Source organism: Mesorhizobium tamadayense, from assembly GCF_003863365.1.
Taxonomy (GTDB): domain Bacteria; phylum Pseudomonadota; class Alphaproteobacteria; order Rhizobiales; family Rhizobiaceae; genus Mesorhizobium; species Mesorhizobium tamadayense.
Genome location: NZ_RQXT01000019.1, coordinates 61,586 through 86,672, shown reverse-complemented (window position 1 = coordinate 86,672; position 25,087 = coordinate 61,586). Strand labels below are relative to the sequence as shown.

Genomic DNA, 25,087 nt, shown 5'->3' with positions numbered 1-25,087 from the left:
GTGATCCCTTTCAATATCAAGCAGCTCGAAACCTTTCTTCTGGTGGCGACTTTCGGAAGCTTTCGAAAGGCGGCGGAACGCCTGAACACGACGCAGCCGGCGGTATCCACGCGAATTGCCGGGCTTGAGGAAGCGCTGGGCGCCAAGCTGTTCGAACGGCAGAGCAGCACCGTCAGGCTGACCGCCGAGGGACAGCGGCTGCTGCCACCTGCGCAACGGGTTCTGCGCGTGGCCGAGCGGCTGCAACTGACGGCAAACTCTCTTTCGGAGACCGCGGGAGTGCTCAGACTCGGGGTTGCCGAGACCATCGTGCACACCTGGCTTCCTGATTTCCTCAAGGAATTGCAGGCGAACTATCCGCTTGTCGATACGGATATCGTCGTCGACACGACGACGACCCTTCGCAACGAGCTCATGTCCCACCGGCTCGATCTTGCGGTGTTGATGGGCCCCATTCAGGAATACAGCATCGAGAACATGGAGCTGCCATCCTTTCCGCTCGTATGGGTCTGCTCGCCCACCTTGAAACTACCCAACCGAGGCAAGCTGACGGTGAGCGACCTGATGCAATTCCCAATCATCAGCTATGCGCGCACGACGAGACCTTACAGTGAGCTTTACCGCAAGCTGACCGGCGAACTTGAAGCGACGCCGCGTATCTTTCCGGCCAATTCGCTGGCCGCTTCCATCAAGATGACGCTGAACGGGATCGGTATCGCCTCCCTCCCCAGGGAAGTTGTCCAAGACTACACGGCCAGCGGCGCCCTGTGCATCGTCGACTGCGAATGGCATCCCTCCGACCTGCGGTTCACCGCTTCGTACTCTTCCGAACCATCCAATCCGATAGCTGAGCGGGCGGCAAAGCTGGCTGGTTGCATCGCACATGCATATGCCGCCAGAATCGGCAAGGCGCAGCCTGCCGACGAACTCAGAGCTGAGCCCGTAGCGTCTCAGCCGACCGACGCAATTGGCAGGTAGATGCGGTCGCCAGAGAAAATCATATCTGGGCTCAGAATGTGATCCATGTTGAGCACCACCGTATCCGCCACATCGGCTGAATGCGCCTTGGCGATCAGGCGGATGCTGTCGCCGTCCCTGACCTCGACCCACCGATAGCCGTCTTTCTCCAACGTCGGATTCGTGCGGCCCTCCGGATTGGTGCTGCCCTCGGTATGAACCTCGACATAGTCGCCCGAAACCCAGCCGCTATGCTTTTTGCCGTCCGGTCCGAACCCTTCGACGGGTATCCAGGCATCCCCTGACGGATCGGTCGAAGGCTTCGCTGTCTGTTCGATGAACGTGCCAGGTTGCAGCACCGTCACCACGGCAGAGTCGTCGTCAGGTTGGCTCCGCAAATTCAGGCCGTCATCCGCCGACACCACGAGTTGCGGGAAGTCCTCGGGCGGGGTCTTCGGCCCACCTGGAACATCCGAGTGATCATCAGGCTGCTGGGACGACGCATCGCCTTCCGGCTTTTTCGGATCGGGCGGAGGGGCCGTTTTCGGGTCCCAGGGCTGCGCGAGCAGCGAGTCCAGCGAGAACAGAAGCATCCCGACCCCGAAGGTGATGCCCAGAGTCCACCGATCCAATGCGGTCCATCGCTTGTCGGACTTTGCCGCCGCCGCGATATCGGCATCGGTTCGCGGCACCGAACGGCGATTCATCCGGTCCGTCCTTATGGCCGACGCCCAGAACTCCGCGCAGCCGAACGTGAACATGGTGCCGGCGACTGTGGCGATCGGCGCCGGCCAGGAGTGCAGCGTATAGACGGCGCAGCCAAGCACATAGCCGGGTCCAGCCAGATACTCGGCCAGGTTTCGGATCACCGGCCTGCCGGTGAACGACTGCAGCATCGACTTCGTGCCGTAGACGACGTTGCCGAGCGAGAATGTGCTGTTGACGACGAGATCCTTGCCCTGGATCATCCCGGTCGCGGCACCTGGCGCCGCGGCAATGAACGTGGCTCCGCCGAGCGCGTTGAGGAATCGCCCGAACGGCTTGTTACTTGCAGTCGCGTTGGGGAAGATCGCTTGCGTGCCGAAAACGAGGCCTCGCACGCCAAATGCCACGGCTCCGGCAGTGGCGGTCCAGGTTGGAGGCAACGAACTCCACAACATGTAGGAGGTGGTCGACATGCCGCCAAAGGTGGCGAGCGCCTGAGCGTTTTCGCGCATCCTGGCATGGCTCAGCGCCAGATCGACGCTGGCGGCCTGATCCGGCGTCATCGCCTTTTTATGGGTCGCCCGAAAGGTCGTCAGCTGCAGCACGGAGAGGGCGTTCGACTGATCCCCGATCATCCACTCGAACTGCTCAAGCGTGAACTTGCGGAACTGGCCGGGGCTCATGTCCTCGAACTGCTTTGGTGTCACCGCTTCGATCTGCGACTGGGTCAGGGCCTCGGTGTGGTGGATCGTGAAGGCGCCCCATTGATCGCGGGGCAGCACCGGGATCTGCTTCCCGGTCAGCCACGGCACCTGCTTGGGATCGAACTTCGCCATGTCCACGGAACCGATCATGGGTTCAGGGATGGCCTGAACCTGGCGCTCGACGAGGTTCTTCAGCAATCCCGCCTCGCCCAGATCCTTGAATTGCGGCGACTTGAACTTCGCGACCTGGCCGGGCTTGAACCATGGCACCTGCCGCGCATCCAACTTCGACACGTCAACGAGCCCGACTTTGTCTCCTTTTATCGCCTGCAACTGTGGTTTCGTCAGGTGACGGATCAAACCCGATTTGCCGAGATCATGGAATTGCTGGTCGGTCAGATTGCGGATGTGGCCCTCGGTCAGCCAAGGAATCTGCCTCTCGACGAGGCCCGCTATGTTGACATAGCCTGTCTTTGCCTTCGGGATGCCCCGCAATTGGCTCTTGGTCAGAGAGGGCAGCAAGCCGGCCTGATCCATGTCGCGGAATTGTTGTTCCGTCAGTTCGGCCACCTGCTCGCGCTTCAGCCAGGGAATCTGGTTCGGCTGGAAATCGCCCATGACGAGATCCGGCACCTGATCAAGCGGGGTAGCTCTGACGCCGTCCCGGGTGAGCGGTCCATTGTTCGGTGCGGATTGCCCCTTACCGCGCGAAGGCCGCGCGGCGGTATTGGTCTGGTGATTGTTCTCTTCCGGACGGCCCAGGCTTCCCGGCACGTGACCGTCGGAAGCTCCGCGTATCCAGGGCAGCACCACGGCCTCGCCCGTATCGGGGTCGTACACCAGTATGTGCGTCTTGTCCGCCACCTCCGGGGCATCGCCCCACACGCTCGGGCCGTCTGAGGGCGGAATATAGACCTGCTCCGGGCTCCTCGGCCCGGTGCCCAGCATTGCCGCCGTAATCACCTTGCCGCTCTCGTCTTCGAGCTGAATGGTCCGGCCAGAACCGCTTTTGGTCGACGCGGATTGGGGTTGCGGTGTTGCAGCGGCAGGTTTGTTATGTCCGAAGATGTTTCCGACAATCCGGGCATCGTCGAGCGCTCCTTGCAACTCGGCCGAAGGCGGCGCGTCGAGGAAAACCCAGCGCGGTTGATAGCCTGGGTTCTCATTCCGCAGCGCCACTTCCTTGTTGATCTGCTCCTGCAGTTTCGGCGTGAGCGGCACTTCGCGCATCTGCGCGACACCGTTGATCGTCGTCCAGCGATGGTAGGTCTTGACCTCGATCGCCTCGATCACATCCTGGCTCTTGAAGACTGGCGCATCCACGTAACGCCCGCCCTGGCCGGTAACGGCGTAGGGACCGTCCGGGTTGGCCTCGACCGGGAAATGTGCTTCTCCAAGCGACCCGTTGAGTTCGCGCGTATAGATCTCGCCTGCCTTCCACTTTTCGGGCTGCTGCATGTTGCGGATCTGCTGCAGCGAGTAGGTTGTCGGTGGAGCCGCCTCGATGGCTTTCCTGACTGTATCCGGCGGCACCGCTTCTCCCTTTGGCGTTCCTTGACCGCCCGGCACATGGTCCTCGGAGGCGCCGCGTATCCACGGCAGGACGTATGCTTCTCCCGTCTCCGGGTCCCGGAACAGAATATGCGACTTGTGGATCAACTCCGGTTCGTCGCCACGCGCTTGCGGCCCGTCGGCTGGCGGCACATAGACGTTCTCTGCACTCTTTGGCAGCGGTCCGTAACGGGTGGCGGTCACGGATTGACCATTCTCGTCCCTTATCTGGATCGGCCCGCTTCGGCGGCTGCCCACCTGCGAGGAGAGGAACGTCAGCACGCCGTCGGCAACGTCCTGGCGCATGAAACCGCCGTCGACGATCGAAGCGCCGAAATCGCTCTTGAACTGCTCGATCGCGACGAGCTGATCCGGCCGCGCCGTCTTCTGCAGGTCGACCAGGGACTGATCCAGCGAGGCCTTCCCGCCCTTGGGTATCGCCGTCGAGGCACCGTCACGCGACGTTTCCACCGCACGGGCGAGCCAGGCCGGAATCGCCAACTGCTCGGATTGTCCGTCGGCGCGATCGAAGGTCAGCGTCGCCGTTTCATCCTTGGCAATCGAAGGAGCGGTCTTGGCGGCTTTCGACTTGTACTGGAATCTCACCTCCGCACTGAACGCCACGGCGCCTGCCGGCAGCGGAGGCGTGGAGAACGAAATCGTGTAGCGCGTCGCCGAAGTCCCGTCGGAACCATAGAGGTTTCGGTAGATGTTGCCGGCGCTCGGCATGTAGCGCGGCTGCGGTGAGCCGTCTGGGCTGAAACGCGCCGGAAGCCGGGACTGTACTGCCGATTTCACCTTGTAGGTCACTGAAGTGACCACCCGATCCGGATTGAAACCCAGCGCGCCGGGCAGCCTGTTGCGATCGTTGAAGATGACGTCGACCAGCATCGCCTCGGGGTTCACCACGCGTGCCTTCTCGCCGGTCAGCAAGACAATGTCCGCCGTGGGCGACTTGCCCGGCACAGCTGAAAGCCGCAGTCCGCTCAGCGTCGGCTCATCGACCAGAGAAACCGTGTTCGACGGATCGATCTGACCGGACTTGACGAGGTCGCGGATCGATCGGATACCATCGCCCTGCCCGATCGCGGTGACGAGTTCGGATGCCTTCGCCGGGTCCTTAACGGCGAACTGGATCTTCAGGTTTGTCGAACCAAGGGCCGACTGGATCTGGTGAAACGCCTGCGCCGACACAATGTCGCCCGGTTGCAGCGTGTCCTTGACAGGCAGTTCAGGACGCTTCTCGAAACCAATGCGCGGCATCTGATCGACCGCCGCGACATGATTGGCCACGATCGGGAGACGTATGCCGGCCTTGGTCTCGGTCATGACGCGATCGAAAGGAAGCGCGGCTTGCAGCGTGACGTGGCCGGAGCTGTTTTCCGCCGGCACGCCAAAGAAATCATGCTTGCCGGGTGCGAGGGTAACCTCCTTGCCTTCGAGCAAAGGCGTGTAGGTCATCTCGACCACGGTGCCTTCGCCATCCGGCGTCATCCCGACAATCGCGGCATCCAGCGGTCTGGCGTCATAGCCGGTCCCGTCGCTGAACACAGCCCTGCTCGCCACCGACGAAAGATCGCTGGCGCGGACCGGCAATGCCGTCTGATTGGACACAGGCCAGACGCCGGCTTGGAGGCCGGTGATGTTCCTGTACTCGCGCGGCCGATAGGAGATGACGCCCTGAGTGCCGAGCGCGTCCTTGACCGGCGTCAGGCTGCGTTGGCTGACGCTGTCGACGATCGACCATCCGATCATGCCGAAATCGGTTTTGGTGCCGACGCCGAAGCCAACGGCAGCAACGGTCGGCGACCCGATCCCGAACGCCTGGCCCGTGTTCAGCCGGACCCGGAAGGTGACGCCGACGCGGAAGTCGGGCAATGTCTCGCGGAGCGGCGTGCGCGGTATCTGAACGCCATCCGGACCATAGCGCTCGGCCATCTCGCGGCTGGAATAATAGCCCTTCTCCTGTTCATGGCGGGTGACGAGCTGCTCGACGGTCAGGCCGTCGAGATAGGCCGATGGCGTCTTCGGATCCTTGCCGCTGGTGTAGATGTAGCCGCTCGTGTCGCGTTCGGGCATGCCGGTAAAGCTGCGTGTCTCCGGATCCCAGACAAGGCGTACCGACCTGTCCTTTCCTGTCGGCGCGCCCGGCACGACGATGGGATCGCCATCGGCGGGGTGCGGTGTGCCGGAGACAGTCGAGCCATCCGGATCGCGGCCCGGCAGCGCCGTCGAGCCATTGCCGCTGGCGTCATCGGTCTTGATCACTTCTCCTGGGATCACCGGGTGGCTGGGGTCGTGGAAGACCTGCTCTCCCGTCGGCCTGTAAACGCCGTCGGCGCCAATTTCGTAGACATTCATCGGACGACCCGAAGGGCCGGGTCCCAGCGCCGGTTGCGGCGGACGCGGTCCTTTGCCGCCGGGCGGCTGCTGATGCGGTCCGCCGTTGCCCGGCGGCAAATTGGCGCCGGGAGCGTTGGGATTCGCCTCAGTGCCCGTTCCTGGCCGCAGCGTCCGCAGACCATGGATGCCGAGTCCCGTGCCGGTGATGCCGGTGCCAAGACCCGTAAGCGCGTTGGCAAGTTGGAGACCGTTCATCTGGTCCCCGTTGACGGCGAGATCGTAGGCAGATGTCGCCAGCAAAGGTGCGCCGACAATCACCGAGCCGACATCCATTCCCCACGCCGCCTTGTTCAGCCGAGCGGTCGACTGCATATAGGTGCGGGTTTCGGATGCCAACGCCCAGTTCGACCGTGTTGCGCCGATGCTGCCAGCGAAGGCGCGGGGACTGGCAACAACGCCTGCCAAGAAAGACTCACTCTTCGCCGCCATGCCGATCGTGCGTAGGCCGCTGGACGCCATGGGCAGAACCGTGGTTGCCGCACTGGCGATGTTCGTCAGTGACTCGGTATCGTCCCACTCGCCGCCATGGTCGAGGTGGTTGACCTCGTTTATGACGGCTCTAGTCCCGAGATAGGCCGCGCCCGTATAGGCCAGCGGTGCCGCGACCGGCGCGGCCGGAGTGAACGACAGGATGGTGGCAATGCCGGTGCCGATGCCAACCAGCGGATCGACGACCTTGTCCCAAACAGAGACGTTTCGCGCTTTCACCACTTCAAGCGCGATCTTGCCGTCGGCTCCGGCCTTCATCTCCAGGCCTTTGGGAACGACGAGCTTGCCATTCTCGCCAAACTGGCTGTTGTTGTCCTGGAAATCGCCGAGGTCGTCGAACTTCTTGCCGGTCGCGTCGACGTAGCGGGTGTTGCCGTCCCCGTCCCGCACCGCAAAGAGCGTGACCTGCTGCGTTCCGACCTGGTCGTCGACATAGAAGATCGGCACGCTGCGCACATACGGATTGTCGCCGCCGATATCGCGGATCTCGTCCGTCACATTCTCTACCGCGTCACGGCCGTCATCGGTCGAACTGTCCAGGCCGAGCGTCCTGGCCACCGTGTTATCGAGATCCGTGCCACGCTGTTCCCGGAACTCGTTGTCGTAGCCCTTGGCGAGCAGTTCCTGGAACTTCGGCTGGTAGATGCCGTCGAGCGCCTGCGGCTCATGCTTGTCCAGATAGGTCTTGTCGACCGTGGTGTTTTGGTCGGCCAACAGCGAAGGATCGCTGAGCCGAAGCTCGTGATAATCGCTGAAGCCTTGCACCACCCGGCGCAGGTCCTCGGCCTGCGATATCTGAAGCCTAACGGCATCCAGCTTGAGCTTGGCGACCGCCAGTTCGGGATCGACCCAGCGGCCGCTGGCATCGTCGTCTTTGGTATCAAGGTCGATCCAGATCGCCTTCCCGCCCCGGGTCAGCGCATCGATCCCTTTCTGATCGTAGTTTTGGGCAACGTCGGGCGCCACCTTGATCGTCTGCCCGCCGACGTCGATCTCGACCGGCTGCGCACCATCGGGCAGCGTGCCCGGAGGCGCATCGACTGTTCCTGGTTTGTGTTGCGTCAGCGCATTGTCGAAGTCGGTCTGCAGAGTCGTCAGTTGGGTCTTCAGATCGGCAATGCTGTCGCCGAGCTGCTTATCCAGGACATCGTTCAGGCTCTTGGCCGCCTGCTCCTCGCCGGCCTTCACCGATTGCAGGCCATTTGCCGTGCAGACCTTTGCGCTGGAACTGTAGCCGCTCAGGAGTTGCTGCCAGTCTTTGTTGAGCTGGCGGTCCCGATATTCGTCCCTGACGTTCTTGTCGTTCAGGCTGTAGGTAAGCTGTTGTTCTGTCGTTCCCTTGTCGAACTGGTTGACGACCCAAAGCTGGCCGTCGCGGATCTCGAGCGTCGAGGTCTTGTAGTGCCCAAGGTAGTCACCGCTGTACCGATTGTATTCTTCATTCGGGTCGAACTTCTGTTTGCCAAGGTACTCGCTGAGCAGCTTCTGCTCGAGATCCGTCTGCTGCGCGCCGACTTGCGCGGCACTGGCATGGGCGTCGAAGTAGTTCTGATAGGCCTGCGCCAGTTCGAGCTGGTTGCCTGCTGTCGTCTGCAGCGCTATCAGGTCTTTGTATTCCTTCGAGTCCGCGGGAACGCCGGCAAGCTCGGCCTGCCCGACCAGATAGTCGATCGTCAGCTTGTCGCCCTTGCTCAGATGCAGGCCGACTTCGGAAAACAGCTTGTCGACAGCGGCATGGTCGGCAACGCCTTGGGCATATTGCGTGTGTCGGTTCGGGCCGTTCACAGGGCCAACGGCTGGTGCATCCGGATTGCCCAGGGGCGTCAGCGGGCTCTGCCCGGCGATGGCATCCTTGAGGACGCGTCCAGCATTCTCATATTCGCCGCGGGCATCCTGCGCGTTCTGAAGCAAGGTGTTGGCTTTGGTCAGCCGCTCCCATGCATCGGCAAGCGTGCCCTTCGGTTTTTGAGCGTTCCATTGCAGGCCGTGAGGTGCCAGTGCCTTGTTCAGGATAGTCTGTGCGCCGTCGATGGCATCCTTGTACGCGGGATCGAGCATATCGACGTTGAACTGCTCCTGCCGCTGGCCTGCCAGAGCCCGCGTCTCGGTGATGCGGGACAGCGCGACGTTCCCGTTGATGATGGCTTGCGCGACCTGGGGATCGACCCAGGTCCAGACGCCATCCATCTTCATCGGCACCCATTTTCCCCCGGACGGCGCGTTGCCCTGCGGTGGATCGCCGAATGGATCGACAACCCTGTTCTGCCCGTCAAGTTTGGGCTTGGCGGGCGTACCCAGACCGTATTTCTCGATCAGGTCCTGTTTGTCTTGTCCGGCCTTTTCCGCGGCATCGATCAGGCTTGGCAAGGTCTCCCCGGCCAACAACCCCTCGACGAAGGTCTTCACGACCTGTCCTTCTTTTGCTTCCTCGGCATTGCTGCTGTTGGGATTCACAGCCAGCAGCGTCCGGGCCAGGGCCTCCTGCGTGCTTCCTGCCTCGATCTTCAGGTCGACGCCGGTTGAATTGTTGTGCAAGGTCGAGCTGCCGTCGGGCTTGGTGGTCAGCGTATAGCCGTTGAAAGTGACCGCCACGGTCGTGCGCGTCCCGTTTTCGATGGTGACCTTTTCTCCGGGGTTGATGATGTCCGGATCTCGGGGCGAATCGAAAAGCTCCGGATTCGTACGCCTGAGGTCATCCAGCGTAACGCCATATTGCCGCGCAATCTGGGTCAGGTTGTCGTCCGGCTTGACCTCGTACTCGACGGGCTTGCCGCCATTGATCTTCTCGGTGGTGGTCGTCGTCACCCGACCGTCCTTGTCGGTGACCGTCTTGGTTTCGGTTCCATTGCCATCGATGGATAGCGACGTTTCCTTGCCGTCCGACGTGGTCGTGACGGTGCGTACGTCGTGCTGGTAGTCGTGAGAGTAGACAGTCTTGTCGCCGGAGCGCGGATCGATGATCTCGATCGACTGCGCGTCGCTGCTGCTTGTGCTCGTAACCTGATATCCGGCGGCTTGCAATTCGGCGATCACCTGTTCGTCGGTGAGGCCATTTTCCTTTGCGATCTGGTCGATGCTTTTTCCGTCGGCAAGATCGTGTTTGATGTCCTGCGTGCTGGATCCGCCTGGGTCCTGGGAGGGCGCCAATATGGTTTTGTGGCCGTCCGGTCCTATGACGGTGGTTACTGGAAGGGACGGGCCGGCGCCCGGCGTCACCGTTTCCACCGAAGCGCCGTTGGGCAGCGACGTCCGCTCGGTGACGGTACCGGTGCCAAGATCGTCTTCATACCGCGTCGTGATGGCACCGGTATCGGGATTGTAGCTGCTGGTTTCCTTGCGTCCGAGCCCATCGCGGATCGGTGTGGTGGTCGCCGCGCCGTTGGGTTGTTGCTGGACGCTCGTGTAGTAGCTGTCGTGCTGGTAATCGTAGTACTGCGTGACGGTGCGGCCGCTGGCATCGGTGATCTTCGTCGTCTGCACGTCGCCATTGCCGCTGGTCGGATCGGTGGTCGACACGGTCATGCCGCCAGACCTGAGCGCAGCGATGACCTGTTCGCGCGTCATGCCGCGGGCAGACGCAATCTGGTCGATGCTTTTGCCGCCGGTGACGTCGTTGACTATATTGCGGGCAGTCGTCGCTTCCTCGGCACTGTCTTGGGGCTTACCTTCGTCAAGCTTCACCGGCGTCAGCGCAGGTGCTGCGAGATCAGACCGCACGTAGAGAGCCGGCGTCACCGTCGTGCCATTGCCTGATGTGCCATTGCTGGCGTTCTCGACGTTGACACCTGGCGCCGCCTGAGCCGCAATTGGCGGCGATTGAAGGGAACTTAGTTGCGTATTGACCTGTGCCAGCTCCTGGCGAGCCTGTGCAGCCCAATCACGCTCGCCCATCCTATTGGCAAGCCTGATCTGCTCCCTAAGCTGCGCTGCCTGCGCCTCCATCCGCGCTATCTGCGTGGCGTTTGCCGAGGCGTTGACCTTTTGTGGCTGGACGGGCGGCTTGGTGAGCGTTATCGGGCGGACCATCTGGACGATCTCCGGAAATCACTGTTGCCGGCAGCCTGGCCGCCGTCACGCCCGCCCGATCGCAACCCTTTCAGGTCTTATCGAGGGGGCTTCCAATAAATGCCGAAAGCAGCAAGCTGCTCTTCCGACTGTTTCACTCGTTCTGCGGCATTCGTTTCAGACTGCGCAGCCGTCAGCGCCGTCAGGATTTCGACAGCGGCGAACGCCGGCGCCATGCTGCGGAAGAACGACTGCGAATTTGACGTGACGATGATTGTTTCCCGCGCGATCCGGGTCAGCGGCGACACGCTGCTGTCGGTGATTGCCACCACGCCGACGCCCTGGCGAGCCGACTGGCGCGCCACATCGATCGTCGTGCGTTCATAAGGCGACATGCCTACAGCAAGGAGCACGTCGCCACGTCCCGCGTGCTGAAGGGCATCCAGACCCTGTCCGGCCATCTCGCCGACAAGCGTCACCTTGCGGTCGCCGCCAGCCACAAACGACATGATCTGAACGAAATGGCTCGCGACCGGATAGGCGGAGCGCGAGCCGAGAGCGAACAGATTGCGTGATCGCGCAAGGAGCCCGGCAGCGGCGATGAATTGCATGGCATTGCCGTATTCACCGAGACTCGAGATCTGGGCCGCTAGCGTGTCGGCAACGACCCCGGTGGTCGAATATCCCGGGTCGCCATGCTGTCCGATATCCCGTCGCGCCGGCTCACCGGCGATCGTCTCGCGCAGCGCGTGCGCATAAAGGCTGCGCATGTCCTCGTAGCCTTCAAGGCCAAGCCATCGCGCCAGCCGCATCATCGTGCTGTGCGAAACACCGGCCTGGTGCGCCTGCTCGCGCATCGACATCAGTGCGACATCCTTGGGATGATCCAGCACGAAACGCGCGGCGACACGTAGTTGCGGCGGCATATTCTCGAACCGTTCGACCAACAGCTCCGCCAAAGGACCTTTTTCCATCCTGAAATACCCCATTCACCCGGCTGGCAGGTTACTCCTGGAACGCCGGCAACGCAACAGTTGGAACTGAAGTGGCTCGAATATTCCAACTGGACTTTCAATTTCGGTCATGCTGCCTTAAGTTGGTTTCGCAACCTGCCGGATCGCAGCGGTGTGAGTCCGGAGTTTGTAACTTGAATAGTCCCTCAAGGAGACAATGATGGCTGCTACCCCTCCCATTACGTCCAGCTCTGCAGGATCGCCGGAACAGAACCTGGACAAGATGATCAAGCACCAAGAGCGCATGTTTGGGCTGGAGATCACGAAAGAGATCGCGAAATCCCAGCATGACATGCTGATGAGCACCGCGAGGACGCTCGGCCAGTCGGCTGAAAAGGCCTAGGCAGAGGATTCTCGAACCCATACGCCGCCGCAAGCAACGGCGGCGTACTTGCGCGGCAGAAGTCTTTCAACGCCATCGTCAGGCTGCATTTGAAATCGTCATCGGCGGGAGATGAAGTGGCATGACCGCTAGTCCTATCGGCAGATATTTGGATGCGGCGCCAGCGCGCCGGCTCCGATCGATGATCGCCCCTTCCCCGGCATCCGGACATTCCATTGCGCTCAGCGTAATCCATGGATTTCACGCCGGCGCCGAACTCAGCCTGGTCGAACCGCAGTATACGATCGGCTCCGGCACGGAATCGGACATCGTCCTCAGGGATGCCGGCATCGCACCGATCCACGCAAGGCTGCGGCGCAAGGGCAGCCAGTTTGAAATCGAAGCCGTGGGCGGCGATGTCACGCTCGCAACAGGCGAGACCATCCATGAGGGACATGGCAGCCGCTGCAGGCTGCCGCTCACCATAAGCGTCGGCGACGCCCGTATCCGGCTGGTCAACCCGGAACGCCCTCCTAAACGGTGGTCCTTTTCCAATCGCCCTCTCCTGGTAGCGGGCAGCGTTCTCTTTGCCGTGTTCACCGTCTCCGTTGCTGCGAACGGGTTCTCTTTCGCCAAGCCAGACATTGGTGCAAAGGCATCTTCTCAGGACGGCGAACCGGTCAGACTGGCCTTCGCCGGCGAGCCAAGGCAAGAGATTCTGGACGATTCATCGCCGGTGCAAATGCAGACCGCAGCCGAAGCGGAAAGCCAGCTCAGGCTGCGTCTCGAGCAGTCCAGCATAAACACATTGACCGTTCAGCGTTCGCCGGGACGGCTCGTGGTCTCGGGTATGATCCCGAATGACAAGAGTAGCGTCTGGACGGAAACGCAGTCCTGGTTCGATCAGGCGTTCGGCGCTCACGTGCCGCTCGTTTCCAAAGTCATGGTCGGCAGCGCGGAGCAGGCTCCGCACCTGACGCTGCAGGCAATCTGGTATGGTGAGCGGCCTTACGTCATCGCCGCCGACGGTGCACGCTATCACGAAGGCGCATTCACGAATGACGGCTGGACCATCAAGCACATCGGCGAGACGGAACTTCTCCTGACCAAGGGCGGCGCCACGGTCGCGCTGAAATATCCTTGAACCGCCGGCTCGAAGGGCCGCGACTAGATTCGGCAAGGATGGACACGGCCGGCCGTGAGGCGCGGCAGGCGGAAGGTGTGCGCGGTCAGGCAATTAACCGGCGGCGGATGAATGGCGTCGACAAAGCCGCGAACCGTGCTCAGGGGACGAAGTCAGCGGCTGGTACGGAAAAGCCGGAAACCGCGGAGTTCCACCCCTCTCAAGGTGCGACCGGCGAATCGCTCGACGAGATCCTCATCAACTTCGTCATGCCCACTATTCCCGAGCCAGCCATCCTGCGTCGCTCTGTCCCTATCCTCCAGCATTTTGTAACGCACCTGGTCCCAGACCTTGAGGGCGGCGAGCAACTCAAGACTTTAGCCAGAACGCTGATGGAGGACGAAATCGAGCGTCATCGCGATCTGCTCGGTCGCATGCAGGAAGGAATCGAAATCTGACCGACCCGCATGACACGGTCCATCTGCTGCATGTCCTGGGCTATCTCTACGGGTGTCACGGGCAGGCAAAGCGGGGCGCGGCGTACCTGCTTATCGCCGCACAGCTCGCGCCGGGAAATGCCGGCGTCCTCAGGACATTGGCGCACCTGCTCATACTTGATGGCGAGGCGGAAAAGGCGCTCGCCACGATTGCCAGGCTGGAGACCTTGGAAGGAATGGATCACCCGGCGCTTGCATTGCTGAAGAGCCGCGCCTTGCTCGTGGCCGGCCGCAAGGCGGAGGCGCACAGTGCCTTGCTCAACTTCCTGTCGCAACGAGGCGTCGGATGACCGTGTCGGAGCGCCTCCTGCAATTCCTTGCCAGGCTGTCACGCCGCAGCGACCTGGTCATTGCCGTCCTGATGCTCTTCGCTGTGGTGATGATGCTCATTCCATTGCCGACGTTTCTCGTCGACATTCTCATCACCGCGAATATCGCCATCAGCGTGCTTATCCTGCTGGCTTCGTTCTACGTTTCTCATCCGCTCCAGTTCTCGTCGCTGCCGTCGGTCATCCTCATCGCCACCTTGTTCCGGCTGGCGATCACGATCACGACCACGCGACTGATCCTGCTCCAGGCCGATGCGGGCGAGATCATTACCGCCTTCGGTACCTTCGTCGTCGGCGGTAGCATTGCGGTCGGCCTGGTCATCTTCCTGATCATCACCGTCGCACAGTTCATCGTGGTTGCGCGGGGTGCGGAACGCGTCGCCGAGGTGGCCGCGCGCTTCACACTCGATGCGCTGCCTGGCAAGCAGATGAGTATCGATGCCGAATTGCGCAACGGCGACATCGATCAGGCGGAGGCACGCCGTCTGCGCCAGCAGTTGGAGCGCGAGAGCCAGTTGTTCGGCGCGATGGACGGCGCCATGAAATTCGTCAAGGGCGACGTCATCGCCGGCATCGTGATCATTCTGGTCAACCTTGTCGGCGGTTTCGCGGTCGGAACGCTGCAGCACGATATGTCCCTGGGGGACGCGGCTGCGACTTACTCGCTGCTCACCGTGGGTGACGGACTGGTGGCGCAGATACCGGCACTGCTCGTCGCTGTCGCCGCCGGCACGATGGTGACGCGCGTCGGCAGCGCGGATGGAACGGGCGACCTTGGCCGGCAAATTACCAGCCAGCTCCTGCGGGACTCCCGAGCGCTGGCACTCGCCGCGGTGATCATGGTCGGCCTTGCCATGGTGCCAGGCTTCCCTTCCATCGTGTTCCTGATCCTTGGCGCCTGCTTCGGAGCCGGCGCTTATGCAATCAATCGCCGAACCGCCCAGGAATCCGAAGCTAAAGACATCGGCCCGATCACCCTCCACGAACAACCGGGGAATTCCGCGTCGCTTTCAGCAATCCCCGCCGGAACGCTACCCGCCTCTTATCGCATCGTCGTACGCCTCGGAACCGAACTCGGACGCTCGATCCCGGAGTCCGAATTTGCCGCGCTCGCCGACGGCGTGCGCCGCGAACTCTTCGGCGATCTCGGCGTCGACGTTCCGGCTATCGGCATGCAGGTCGACGAGATGCTTTCGCCACGATGCATCCGTGTCGACCTGGAGGGCGCGCCCATCCTGGGTGCCGAGATTCCTGCCGACCGGGTTCTTGTCGAAGCGGACGCAACGCATCTCGATCTGCTCGAAGTAACCTACGAGAAAGGTGCTTCGATTGCCGGTCAGCGCAAATTCGTGTGGGTCGACGACAGCCAGATATCGGCACTGAAAGAAGCCGGTTTCGTCTTCTCAGCACCGGCGGAAACAGCGGCCAGATGGACCGGAAATGCACTTCGGCTTTATGCAGGCCATTTCGTCGGGATTCAGGAGACACGCAGGCTCCTGTCGGACATGGAGCCGGATTATGCGGATCTGGTCAGGCAGGCACAGGAGATCGTGCCGTTGCAGAAGATCGCGGAAGTGCTTCGCCGGCTTGTCGGCGAGAACGTGCCGATCCGCAATTTGCGCCTGATCCTCGAAGCGCTGATCGAATGGGGCCAACGCGAACAGGACGTCGTCCTGCTGACGGAATATGTCCGCACATCCCTGAAGCGCCAGATCAGCTTCCGCTCCGCCGGCCGCAACAACATCATCGCGGCTTATGTGCTGCAGCGGTCGGCGGAGGATGTTCTGCGCAACGCTGTGCAAAGCACATCGACCGGCACATTCCTGAACCTTTCGGACGATGATGCGCAGGCTTTGGTGGCCGAAATCGAGCGAGCGCAGTCGCAGAACTCCACCGATGTCTCCCCGGTCGTCCTCGCCGCGATGGATGTGCGCCGTCACATGCGCAGCCTGCTCACGCACAATGCCATCGAGCTTCCGGTTCTGTCCTTCCAGGAACTCGCTCAGGAATTCAACGTCCAGCCCTTGGCCACGATCGCCGGACGCTCCGGCAGGGCTGGCGCGCGCAATGCCTCCCAGTCGCTGCCGTCGGCTCAGGCGAAAGCCGCGCAAGAGGCTGCCTCATGACGCGAGGCCGACGGAGGGGGACAGTTGGGGAATTCACATGCTCAGGAGAGGAACGGCATGACAATCCACGATACCGCAGCACGCGCTCGATCCGCTGCTTCCGCCGGGCGGTCGGATATGCGCTGGCTCGCTATCGCGACGGTTGGCTTCTTGCTGGCGTTTTTGTTTACACCTGCCGACGCGACGGCACAGAACGCATCGCCATTGCCGAGCAAGCCATCGCTCGACCTGCCGGTCGGGCAAGGGCGCTTGTTGCGGTTCAATGAACCGGTCGAATCCGTCCTGGTGGCGGACACCACGATCGCGGACCTCCAAGTCGTGTCGCCAAGCATGGTCTATGTCTTCGGCCTCAAACCCGGCCTGACCAATCTCATTGCGGTCACTGCCGACGAGCGGATCGAGGCAACGGCTCAATTCCGCGTCACACCCGATGTCACACCCGCCTCCGAAGCCAAGCATGCAATGCAGCCGAATTCGGCGACAAATCTCCACATTTTCGGAACCCGCATCGTCATCACGGGTGAGGCACGAGGCGTCGATGAAGCAAAGGATTTGGACAATGTCGCACGCACATTCTCGCCGCCGGAACAGCCGCCACTGAACAACATGACCGTGCAGGGTTCGCAGCAGGTCAACATCCGCGTCCGTTTCGCCGAAGTCTCGCGCACGGAGTTGCAGTCGTACGGCGTCGACTGGTCTGTCGGATACAAGAGCGGCGGCTTCGAATTCAACATGTTCCAGGACAATGGCGTGCCTTCGGGCGATGGGAATTTTGGTCTGAGCCTCGACCAGGGGCACGGCCTTAATTTCGACGTCCTCATCGAAGCCCTGCAACGCAATGGCGTCGTCAAGATACTGGCCGAGCCGAACCTGACCGCCGTGACCGGACAGACGGCGAACTTTCTAGCCGGTGGAGAAATTCCGGTGCCTATTGCGCAGGGATCCGACGTCACAACCATTCAATACAAACCTTTCGGCGTATCCCTCGGCTTCACCCCGACGCTCATCGGCCGCAATCGCATCGCGCTCCACGTCCAGCCGGAGGTCAGCTCTTTGTCGGATGCCGGCTCCGTAACCGCCAACGGCTTTGCCATGCCGAGCTTCGTGGTCCGAAGAGCGGACACGACGGTGGAGGTGGCGAGCGGTCAGACCTTTGCGATCGCCGGCCTCTTCCAGCAGCGGACCTCGCGCAACCTGGAGAAATTTCCGGTTCTGGGCGATGTGCCCGTGCTTGGTCCGCTATTTCAATCGCAGCGCTTCCAGCACGAAGAGACCGAACTGGTCATCCTGATCACGCCCTATCTGGTGGCGCCGGTGCGGGACAGTCTCGCCACCCCACTCGATCGTCCGGCTGCCAAGCGGCTCAGTCGCAAGCACGCCAATGACGCGTCGGCGACCGGTCTGATCATCAAATAGCGGGAAACGACCATGACATTGCGCACCGCTTTCTGCTCCGTGCTTCCCGCGCTGTTTCTTGCCGGCTGCGTGAACAGCCCGCAACAGCGGCAGGATTATTCGCCCGGCTACAGCTATGTTTCGACCGATGCCGGCGGCTCCGAGAAAGGCAGCGGCTCCATCCTGGCTCCCAATGCATGTCTGGCCGAACCGGCCGACGACGACAACTCCGCCGCCAGAACCGACCTCACTATCGTCTCCGGCGTCGGCTCCCATCTGCCGGCCGGCTGCGCCAATGCCTACAATCTTCAGCGCATGGCCGAAAGCCAGCGTGACCTCGTCGAGGGCCGCCGCATGGGGCCGGCGGCCGCCGCGCCGACCGCGCGCGCGGCCCGTCGTTACCTTGACGGCGAGGAGGCTCCTATCGGCGGCGCCAACAGCGCGCCGGCAACGCCGCAAACGACGCTTCCAGTCGAGTGAGCCGCCTCGGTCATCGCCCGCGTGGCATTGCTCTGCGCGTCAAGCCCGGCGGAAGAACGCTTCAGGCCTTCCGTTCCCGCGCATCAGAGCGGTTCACCGTTTCACTGAAACGGCAAACCGCTCTATCTCTTTGTTTTGACGCTATTCCGGACGGAAAGCCGTTTCGCACCTTTCCTGGAAGTGCTTTAGCCGAGGATGGAGCCGAGCGCTTTGGCTTTGGCCTGCGTGCTGCCCTTCGACCGGATGGTTCTGGCACGCGCGAGCAAAGTGGCCACTTCCTTGGTCGTCAGACCGATGGGTGGCGAGGCCTTGACCTGATCGGCCTGGCCAAGAAGTCCATAGACCATCACAACATTGCGCTTATGGTGCAATTGCGCGCCGGGTGCGGCGGCAATCTTCTGCACCATCGGAAGTGCCGTGGCGGAATTGTCCTCAAGGGCTGCCGCCAACGCCATGTTGGTCTCGACGTCGAGATCGCCAGGCGCAAGTTTCAACGCCTGGGCGAAGGTCGCCTGCGCCTCGGCAGTCTGGCCGGCAAATGTCTGCGCTACGCCCAATCGGTTGTAAGCGGCGCTGCTATTGACCAAAGGCGCCGCCTGCGTGAGCGCACGCATGCCGGCATCGATATCGCCGGCTTCTATCATGGCCGAGCCAAGACCGAGCATCGCCCCGCCGTTGTTGGGAGCTTTTGCGAGCGCGGCCTGATAGGCCTTAGCGGCATCGGCCGGGTATCCCGCCCGCATATAGGCGTCGCCCGCCTTGACGAACGCGCTCGCCTTGGCGTCCGGCATCGCTGCCGCACGCTGGTAGAGCGCTATCGCGGTACCATTGTCCCCGCGCGCATCGATATCGTCGGCAAGCTTGATCAGTCGATCCGACTGCGAGGACGGGGCTTGGGCCTTCGCGTTGATCGAGCTGGTTTTGCTCGTCTGGCAACCGGACAGCGCCAGCGTGACGGCGATTGGCAAGAATACGACATGCAACCGCATATCCACCTCTCCGTATTCAAGCCCGCCCCCACCTTACACAGAGCATCGACAGACTGGAACCACAACAGTGCGGTAAGATTGCAACATGGCCGAAGAAGCTGAGGAAAAGAAACTACCGGCTTCCGACAAGAAGCTTCGCGACGCCCGCCGCAAAGGCAAAGTTCCACAGAGCCGCGACCTCATCTCCGGCTTCACTTTTTTCGCAGCGCTCGCGTATCTCTATTTTTTCTGGCCGACGCTCTTCAAGCACCTATCGGAACTCGTGCAGACCGTAACCGCGCCCAGCGGCTCATTCGGGGATGTAAGCCTGCGCGCCATCCGTCATTCGTTCTCGCTGCTGATGCTTGCCACGCTGCCGCTGGCCGGCATCGTTGTCGTTCTCACCGCCGCCTTCGGCATACTGGGGACGTTCGGGCCGGTCTTCTCGTTCGAGCCGCTCAAGCCGCAGTTCGACTACATAAACCCGGCCAAGGGCCTCCAGAAGATCCTGTCACTGCGCAACGTCATCGAGTTCGCCAAAGGCGTGATCAAACTGGTGCTGCTGGCATGCCTCTTCGTGTTCGTGCTGATCACATGGCTGCAGCCGCTTTTCGATGCGCCGGGTTGCGGTCCGTCGTGCCTGGCCCCGATGATCAGAGCAGTGCTGACGCCTCTCGGAATCGCCGCCGGCTTGGCCTTCGTCGTCATCGGCCTGATCGATGTTCCCGTTCAACGCTGGCTGTTCCTCCGCGACATGCGCATGACGACAACCGAATACAAGCGCGAGCACAAGGATCTCGAGGGAGATCCCTTGATCCGCCATGAACAGCAGCGGCAGCGGCGCGAGGCGGTGATGCAACCGGCGAAGCTAGGCGTGAAAAATGCGGTCATCGTCTTCTTATCCGGCGACCAGGCCGTGGCGCTACGTTACGTCAAGGGCGAAACGCCGGTGCCGACGGTCGTCGGCAAGGGCCAGGGCCGCGCGGCCGACGAGATAATGGCTCAAGCGCGCCAGGCAGGCATCCCTGTGGTCGAGGACGCGGCGGTGGCCGAACCACTTTTCGAGCATGCGAATACTGGAACATTTATCGGCCATGAGATGTTCTCACCAGTCGTTCGCCATCTTGTCCGGCATGGACTCACTTGAGGCGAAAATCTGCGGTCGTCCTTCAGTTATCGATTTGAGAGCGAACCCGCCAGATATTGACCGACGAGGCGATTTATCTTGCGGATTGCGAGAATAAGACGGGTGGGCAAGGCGACTTGGAAGCGGACCTAACTAACCATTGTTTGATCGCGGTCGGATCGGATACCGGCAAAGCACCGGAGGATTGGAATCCGCTCCGCGGGGAAGCTCTTGCTCAAAGAACGAGATCGACCTGGGTCTCAATGCGAACGTCGCCAGCATCGATGCACGTTCTGGCGAGGTTGTACTCGCGGACGGGGCCGGACTCATTGCGACCGGCTGCTGCTTGCGGCAGGAGCCGAACCGGTTCGCCTGACCATCCTGGGCGCCGCCGGCTAACGCGAAGCGACGCGCAGTCCGGCAGCATCGAAGAGATGCATCCGCTCCCACGGCAGGGTCAGGCTGATCGGCGCATCTTGCGCTTCGACGTCCTGTCGCTTGAGCACGGCGACCAGCTTGTTGTCGCCGGCGATGGTGGCGTGGATGACGGTTTCCGGGCCTAGCGCTTCGGCCAGCGTGACCTTCGCGCTGACCGCGCCCTTTCCGCCGTCCGAGAGTTCGATGTCGTGCGGCCGGATGCCAAGCGTCGCGTCGTCTTCCGGCTTCAGCGCAGTCCCGTCGGCCGAGACCACCGCTGAAAGTCCGCCCGGACCTTCGACATGCACTTGCGAGCCGTTGGCGGAACGCACCTTGACCGGCAGAAGGTTCATGCGCGGTGCACCGATAAAGCCGGCGACGAACAGGTTTGCCGGTGCGTTGTAGAGATCCAGCGGCCGGCCGACCTGCTCGATCCGCCCTGACCGCATGACGACGATACGATCCGCCAGCGTCATCGCCTCGACCTGATCGTGGGTAACATAGATCATCGTTGTCGCCAGGCGCTTGTGCAGGGCCGCGAGTTCGGCGCGCGTCGAGATGCGTAGCTCAGCATCGAGATTGGATAGTGGTTCGTCGAGCAGGAAGGCTGTCGGATTGCGCACCACCGCACGGCCGATCGCCACGCGCTGCTTCTGGCCGCCTGAAAGTTGCCCGGGCCGCCGGTCGAGATAGGGAGCGATCTCTAGCATGCGCGCCGCTTCCGCGATGCGCGCGTCAATCTCGGTCTTCGGCATGCGAACGTTCTCGAGACCGAAGGCAAGGTTCTGGCGCACGCTCATATGCGGGTAGAGCGCGTAGGACTGGAACACCATGGCCAATCCGCGCTGGGCGGCCGAGACGTCAGTGACGTCGGCGCCATCGATCTCGATCCTGCCGCCGGTCGGCCGGTCGAGCCCGGCAATCAGCCGCAGCAGGGTGGACTTGCCGCAACCCGAAGGGCCGACAAGAACCAGCATCTCGCCGTCGCCGACGTCGAGGTTGATGTCGTGCAGGATCTTCATCTTGCCGTAGGCGCGATCGATGTTGGTCAGGGTTATCCGTCCCATGGCGCCCTCACTTCAACCCGGTGCCGGCAATGCCGGAGGTGATGTATCGCTGCAGGAAGACAAAGACGAGGACGACGGGGATCATCGTCACCACGGTCATCGCCAGGATGAAGTGCCACTGCACGTTGAGCTGACCGGCATAGGTGTTGAGCCCGACCTGGAGCGTGTAGAGTTCCTTGCGCGACAGCACCACCAGCGGCCACAAGAAGTCGTTCCAGCGCCAGACGACCGAGAAGATCGCAAGCACCGCGAGCGCCGGCGCGGCAAGCGGCAACACGATCCGCCAGTAGATCTGCCATTCCGAGGCGTTGTCCATGCGCGCCGCATCGAGCAGCTCGTCCGGGATGGTCAGCATGTATTGACGCAGCAGGAACACGCCGGTCGGCGTCGCTACCGTCGGCAAGATCACACCCCACAGCGAATCGAGCAGGCCGGCAGCGCTCACCACCGAATAGAGCGGCACCAGGATGACCGACAGCGGCACCATCAGCGTGCCGACGATCAATAGCATGGTGAGATCGCGGCCGCGAAACCTGTATTTCGACAAGGCGAAGGCAGCCATCGAATTGGTCAGCAGCGTGATCAGCGTCGCCATTGCCGTCACGAAAACCGAATTGCGCAGATAGCGCAGGAACTCGAAATGGACGAAGGGCTCGGTGTAGTTCTCCGTCGCGAAGCCGATTTCGCGCACCGGTTCACGGTTCGCGATGTTGACCTTCACGATATCGTCCGGCGCCTTCGGGTCCACCATCTGCGCCACGATGCCGATACGGCGCAACTCGGCCAGCACTTTGGTCGAACCGTCCGGCAGCTTCACACTGTAGAGAGTGAGCGGTTTGTCGTGACCTTCTACCGTCGCCTGCTGGCTGACATAGGGCAGGATGGTCGGCGGGAACTCGGCAAGTTGCGCCGGTGTCTTGAACGAGGAGCCCACCAGCCAGACGGCCGGGCCGAACATGATGACGAGACCGCCGGCGAGCCACAGCCAGCTGACGATATCCGTCCAGTGCCAGAAACGGCCGCCGCGCCGGCGGGTCAGGAACGTCATGACGCCGCTCATTCGCGCGCCCCCTTCCGTTCGCCCCGGCGCCCGACCTGCAGCTGAAGCAGGGTGAGCACGACCAGCACCAGTCCCATCAGGATGGAAGCCGCCGAAGCCAGTCCCGGATTGCGCAGCAGCGAGGCGAAGCCGATCTCGTAGATGTACTGCGTGAGATAGAGGGTCGAGGTTCCCGGGCCACCGCCCGTCAGCACATAGACTTCGTCGAAGATCTGCACGGCGCGGATCAGCGCCAGCACGATGACGACAAGCAGGTTCGGCATTAACAGCGGCAGCGTGATGCGCCAGAACACCCGCGCCGGCCTGGTGCCATCCATCTCGGCCGCCTCGTAGAGGTCGCGCGGGATCGCCTGCAATCCGGCAAGCAGGATGAGCGTGTAGAAGCCCATATGTGCCCAGACCGAGACGCTGACGGCGGCGGTAAAGGCCCAGAACCGGTCGGTCAGCCAGTTGTATGGCTCGCCTCCCAGATCATGGACGATGAGGTTGAGCAGGCCCTGGCGTTGCAGGATCCAGCGCCAGATCAGGCCGGTTACGACAGGCGACAGCAGCACTGGAAAGAAGAACACCGCGCGCCAGAAGCTGCGCCCGACCATCTCGCGATTGAGGATCAGCGCCGTTATCATCGACACGATCGTCATCAGCGCGACCTGCACGACGACGAACAGGCCCGTGTTGTGCACGGCCTTCCAGAAAAGATCCTCGCGGCAGGTGGCGGTATCCAGATAGCTGCCGCAATCGAGCAGGCGCTGATATTGCTCCAGCCCCACATAGCTGCGGTCCTGTAGGAAATAGGCCGTTCCTGACGTGGCCGAATAGAAGAAATTGATGACCAGCGGCACCACCACGAAGATGCCGAAGATCGCCATGTTCGGGGCAAGGAAGAAGGCGGCCATGCCGCCGGTTCCCGTCACGCGCTGCCACCACTTGAGCGGCACGTTGACGATCGACGCCAGCCAGACGACCGGCGCCGCGAGAGCGGCGCCAGTCAATGCCTTCAGCGTCGCGGCGGCGCTCACTTGGCCTCGGCAACCTTGTCGGCGATATCCTGGTCGATTTTGCCCCAGGCATCGTCGAGAGTGAGCTCGCCGGCCATCACTTGGCTGACGCGGGTCACCAGCGCGGCGAAGTAGGCGTTGGCCCATTTCCACGGCGGCAGCGCGTCGGCGGCCGGCAGGGTTTCACCCGCCGCCTTAACGAACTTGTCGAGCGCCGGACCGACATTCTTGTCGGCCGAGCCCCACTTCAGTCCACCTTTCGCGATGACGCCCTTGTGCGCCGGCAGGAACAGCGTGCGCTCGCTGAACTCTTTCACGATGTCCTCGCGCGCTAGGTAATCCATGACCTTGGCGACGTCCTTGGGGTTCTTGGTGTATCTGATGGCGACCAGTGCCGCGCCGCCCTTGACGCCCGAACAGCCGGCCGTGCCGCAGGGCGAGCCGGTTGCCACCCAGTCGAAGCTATCGCCGATCTTGGTCGACAGATTGGCGACCTGCCAGCTCCCCGAATAATAGAACGGGAGCTGGGCGTTGATGAAATCGTCGGCGGCCGCGCGGTAGGTCGAGCCCGCCGCAGAAACCCAGGTATCCTTCAGCATCAGGCCCTTGGCGGTCCAGTCGACGAGCTTGCCGACAAACGCCTTGGTGCCGTCGTCTACTTTCGCGGGCTTGCCATCGGGTCCGATATAGTTGGCGCCATAGGAAACATTCGCACCGGAAATGCGGTGGCCGGAGCGGTCGATGGCAAACGCCGCCGGAAGCTGTTGGCTCTTCGCCACCTCGGCGGCGGCGTTGATCCAGTCGTCCCAGGTTGCCTTCTCGCCGGGCAGCGCCACGCCGGCCTGTTCGAACAGCGTCTTGTTGGCGAAACCGCCGGTGAGCGTGAGCTGGGTCATGAAACCGGTGATGGCCTTGGAGCCGTCTGGGCGCATCCAGTCCAGCGTGTCGCCGAAATTGTCGTCCCAGTATTTCGGGTCGGCCACCAGCGGCCTGAGATCGAGCCAGTGCTGGGCGAGTTCCTTGATGTTGGTGACGCGGGCGATGTCCGGCCCCTGGCCGGCCTCGAGCTGGATGGGCAGTTGCTCCTGAATCACCTTGTAAGCGACGTTGTCGAGCGTGACGTGGATGTCGGGATTGTCCTTCATGAAGCGGTTCAGAAGGTCCTGGATGACATCGCCTTCGACACCGTCCGAGTACCACATGATGCGCACGTCGCCGGCAAACGCGCTGGTCGATGCGAGCAGGCTGACCGATAGCGCGGCCAGCAAAGTGCGGGTCTTGGTCATGCTTCGTCTCCTCCTTTATCCGGGGCCGCGCCCCGACCGTTCAGGCCGCCCCGCCCTCTCCTCTTG

17 protein-coding genes are annotated in these 25,087 nt (G+C 62.3%); 10 read left to right on the top strand and 7 right to left on the bottom strand.

Annotation, left to right across the window (positions count from 1 at the left end):
• Entirely contained in the window at positions 1 to 978 is a 978-nt protein-coding gene (locus EH240_RS17015) for a LysR family transcriptional regulator (protein ID WP_125000143.1), read from the top strand.
• Here the strand turns inward: EH240_RS17015 and EH240_RS17010 are convergent.
• Both EH240_RS17010 and EH240_RS17005 read right to left on the bottom strand, forming a co-directional pair.
• Positions 951 to 10,835, bottom strand: a complete 9,885-nt coding sequence (locus tag EH240_RS17010; protein WP_125000142.1) for a LysM peptidoglycan-binding domain-containing protein — start codon at positions 10,833 to 10,835, stop codon at positions 951 to 953. The two genes, EH240_RS17015 and EH240_RS17010, sit on opposite strands and share 28 nt — an antisense overlap.
• Positions 10,836 to 10,912: 77 nt before the next feature.
• Positions 10,913 to 11,740 carry a MurR/RpiR family transcriptional regulator gene (locus EH240_RS17005; protein ID WP_245436131.1) on the bottom strand — a complete coding sequence of 276 codons (828 nt, stop codon included), beginning with the start codon at positions 11,738 to 11,740 and terminating at the stop codon, positions 10,913 to 10,915.
• Here EH240_RS17005 and EH240_RS37960 point away from each other — a divergent pair.
• The 8 genes from EH240_RS37960 (at position 11,729) to EH240_RS16970 (ending at position 18,099) form a co-directional block, all read left to right on the top strand.
• A complete protein-coding gene (locus tag EH240_RS37960; protein WP_167484043.1) occupies positions 11,729 to 11,965 on the top strand; it encodes a hypothetical protein in 237 nt (78 codons plus the stop codon). The two genes, EH240_RS17005 and EH240_RS37960, sit on opposite strands and share 12 nt — an antisense overlap.
• 22 nt (positions 11,966 to 11,987) lie before the next feature.
• The gene (locus tag EH240_RS17000; protein ID WP_125000138.1) at positions 11,988 to 12,170 is read left to right on the top strand and encodes a hypothetical protein; all 183 of its coding nucleotides are present in this window, start codon (positions 11,988 to 11,990) and stop codon (positions 12,168 to 12,170) included.
• 181 nt (positions 12,171 to 12,351) lie between these two features.
• Positions 12,352 to 13,293 (top strand): SctD/MshK family protein, encoded by a 942-nt coding sequence (locus tag EH240_RS16995; protein WP_167484046.1) that lies wholly within the window; start codon positions 12,352 to 12,354, stop codon positions 13,291 to 13,293.
• Positions 13,294 to 13,331: 38 nt separating this feature from the next.
• Positions 13,332 to 13,730 carry a hypothetical protein gene (locus EH240_RS16990; RefSeq protein WP_125000134.1) on the top strand — a complete coding sequence of 133 codons (399 nt, stop codon included), beginning with the start codon at positions 13,332 to 13,334 and terminating at the stop codon, positions 13,728 to 13,730.
• Between the two features lie 137 nt (positions 13,731 to 13,867).
• The gene (locus EH240_RS39025; protein ID WP_245436124.1) at positions 13,868 to 14,059 is read left to right on the top strand and encodes a hypothetical protein; all 192 of its coding nucleotides are present in this window, start codon (positions 13,868 to 13,870) and stop codon (positions 14,057 to 14,059) included.
• Positions 14,056 to 16,224: a type III secretion system export apparatus subunit SctV gene (sctV, locus tag EH240_RS16980; protein ID WP_125000130.1), complete on the top strand. Its 2,169-nt coding sequence runs from the start codon at positions 14,056 to 14,058 to the stop codon at positions 16,222 to 16,224. Before EH240_RS39025 ends, sctV begins: the two co-directional genes overlap by 4 nt.
• A gap of 57 nt (positions 16,225 to 16,281) precedes the next feature.
• Positions 16,282 to 17,640 carry a type II and III secretion system protein family protein gene (locus tag EH240_RS16975; RefSeq protein WP_245436122.1) on the top strand — a complete coding sequence of 453 codons (1,359 nt, stop codon included), beginning with the start codon at positions 16,282 to 16,284 and terminating at the stop codon, positions 17,638 to 17,640.
• 12 nt (positions 17,641 to 17,652) lie between these two features.
• Positions 17,653 to 18,099, top strand: a complete 447-nt coding sequence (locus EH240_RS16970) for a hypothetical protein (RefSeq protein WP_125000128.1) — start codon at positions 17,653 to 17,655, stop codon at positions 18,097 to 18,099.
• A 185-nt stretch (positions 18,100 to 18,284) separates the two neighbouring features.
• On the opposite strand, the gene EH240_RS16960 is transcribed toward EH240_RS16970, so the two are convergent.
• Positions 18,285 to 19,088 carry a tetratricopeptide repeat protein gene (locus tag EH240_RS16960; protein ID WP_125000124.1) on the bottom strand — a complete coding sequence of 268 codons (804 nt, stop codon included), beginning with the start codon at positions 19,086 to 19,088 and terminating at the stop codon, positions 18,285 to 18,287.
• 85 nt (positions 19,089 to 19,173) lie between these two features.
• On the opposite strand from EH240_RS16960, the gene EH240_RS16955 reads away from it, so the two are divergent.
• Entirely contained in the window at positions 19,174 to 20,214 is a 1,041-nt protein-coding gene (locus EH240_RS16955) for an EscU/YscU/HrcU family type III secretion system export apparatus switch protein (protein ID WP_125000122.1), read from the top strand.
• A 374-nt stretch (positions 20,215 to 20,588) separates the two neighbouring features.
• On the opposite strand, the gene EH240_RS16945 is transcribed toward EH240_RS16955, so the two are convergent.
• Genes EH240_RS16945 through EH240_RS16930 form a run of 4 tightly spaced genes read right to left on the bottom strand, consistent with a single transcriptional unit; the run spans position 20,589 to position 25,021 of the window.
• Positions 20,589 to 21,677 (bottom strand): ABC transporter ATP-binding protein, encoded by a 1,089-nt coding sequence (locus tag EH240_RS16945; protein ID WP_125000120.1) that lies wholly within the window; start codon positions 21,675 to 21,677, stop codon positions 20,589 to 20,591.
• Between the two features lie 7 nt (positions 21,678 to 21,684).
• Positions 21,685 to 22,737 (bottom strand): carbohydrate ABC transporter permease, encoded by a 1,053-nt coding sequence (locus EH240_RS16940; protein ID WP_125000118.1) that lies wholly within the window; start codon positions 22,735 to 22,737, stop codon positions 21,685 to 21,687.
• Positions 22,734 to 23,756: a carbohydrate ABC transporter permease gene (locus EH240_RS16935; protein WP_425374808.1), complete on the bottom strand. Its 1,023-nt coding sequence runs from the start codon at positions 23,754 to 23,756 to the stop codon at positions 22,734 to 22,736. Before EH240_RS16935 ends, EH240_RS16940 begins: the two co-directional genes overlap by 4 nt.
• On the bottom strand, positions 23,753 to 25,021 hold the full coding sequence (locus EH240_RS16930) for an ABC transporter substrate-binding protein (RefSeq protein ID WP_125000116.1): 1,269 nt from the start codon (positions 25,019 to 25,021) through the stop codon (positions 23,753 to 23,755). Before EH240_RS16930 ends, EH240_RS16935 begins: the two co-directional genes overlap by 4 nt.
• Positions 25,022 to 25,087: the final 66 nt, after the last annotated feature.